Origin of the sequence: Gordonia tangerina, assembly GCF_021556435.1 — a bacterium.
GTDB classification, from domain to species: domain Bacteria; phylum Actinomycetota; class Actinomycetes; order Mycobacteriales; family Mycobacteriaceae; genus Gordonia; species Gordonia tangerina.
The window spans coordinates 1-1,302 of record NZ_JAKGCU010000063.1 but is presented as its reverse complement, the minus strand read 5'-3'; the positions used below and the strand labels follow the sequence as shown (position 1 = coordinate 1,302).

The window sequence follows — 1,302 nt, the reverse complement described above, 5'->3', positions numbered from 1 at the left end:
TGTGGTTCCCCCGGAATCGTGGAGGACTCCTCTATGCGGCTTCGGGCTCGGTCAGTGCGGCGTTCTCGTAGTCGACCGGACTCACCATCCCGATCGTGCTGTGCCGGCGCTGGTGGTTGTAGAAACCGTAGCACCACTCCAACACGACGGCCCGCGCCTCCATGATAGTGTTGAAATCATTGCGTGACAACACTTCCCACTCCAGGGATGAGAAGAATGCTTCGGCGGCGGCGTTGTCGAAACACGATCCGACGCGCCCCATCGACTGCCGGATACCCATCTTCCGGCACAGCTTGGTGAACCGTTTCGCAGTGTACGTCGACCCGCGATCGGTGTGAAAAATCAGCTTCTGCGCATCGTCGTCACGCCATATCGCCTGCTTACCGCCCCGCGTGGCGACCGCCATCTCGATGGCCGCACACGCCAACGCAGCATCCGGGTGGCGACTGGTGGCCGCACCCAACAGACGGCGACTGTAGAGGTCGATGACCGTGGCCAGATACAGCTTGCCCGCCGCGGTCGGGATCTCGGTGATGTCTCCGACCCACCGTTCATCGGGGCACTGTGCGGTGAAATCGCGACCCAACAAATCGGGGAACTTCGGAGCGGTTCTGTCCTGGCGGGTCAGCCCGTTGCGCCGGCGGATCCGCCGCGCCACCAGGCCCTGACGACACATCGAATCAGCGACAGTCTTCTCGGTCACCGTCCACCCGTCAGCACGCAGATCCGCATGCAGGCGCGGCGACCCGTGCAGCCCGCGGGCCTTGTCGAAGGCCACCGCGACGGCACGGTCGATGGTGTCCCGGCGGTAGTCGCGTGTGGTGTGCAAACCCGTTGCCGCACCCGGTGATTGGGACCGGTTGTGCCATTTGTAGAACCACGCCTCGCTGACCCCGAGTAGCCGGCAGCTCACCGCGTGTGGCACCCGGTACTTGGTCCTCTGGTCGGCGACAAAGCGTGCCACGCTCACTTCGTCGCCTCCTTCACCCACAGGACCACCGATCGCTTGAGGACATCACGCTCCATGCGCAGCTCGGCGACCTCGTCGCGCAACCGTTTGAGCTCAGCAGCGTCATCAGGGGTCAGCTCGCCGCTGCCCTCCCGCTCGGCGCGCGCCCGGTTGACCCAGTTGCCCAACGTGCCCTCGTTGACCCCCAGGTCTCGGGCGACCTGGGCGATCGGCTTACCTGTCTCCTCGACGATCCGGACCGCCCCATCACGAAACTCCCGGTCGTACTTCTTCCGCTTCTCTGGCATCGTGCTCCTCATTATCGATGCCTCTACGGTTCGGGGGGAACCTCA

2 protein-coding genes are annotated in these 1,302 nt (G+C 64.4%); both read right to left on the bottom strand.

Going from position 1 to position 1,302, the window contains the following annotated elements; genetic code table 11:
• Positions 1–31 precede the first annotated feature (31 nt).
• Positions 32–970: an IS3 family transposase gene (locus tag L1892_RS24560; RefSeq protein WP_075863380.1), complete on the bottom strand. Its 939-nt coding sequence runs from the start codon at positions 968–970 to the stop codon at positions 32–34.
• Positions 967–1,257 (bottom strand): transposase, encoded by a 291-nt coding sequence (locus L1892_RS24555; RefSeq protein WP_075863408.1) that lies wholly within the window; start codon positions 1,255–1,257, stop codon positions 967–969. Before L1892_RS24555 ends, L1892_RS24560 begins: the two co-directional genes overlap by 4 nt.
• Positions 1,258–1,302 lie beyond the last annotated feature (45 nt).

Excerpts from the sequence above, each read along its gene's own strand:
- L1892_RS24555 (WP_075863408.1), bottom strand. The coding sequence starts at position 1,257 with ATGCCAGAGAAGCGGAAGAAGTACGACCGGGAGTTTCGTGATGGGGCG.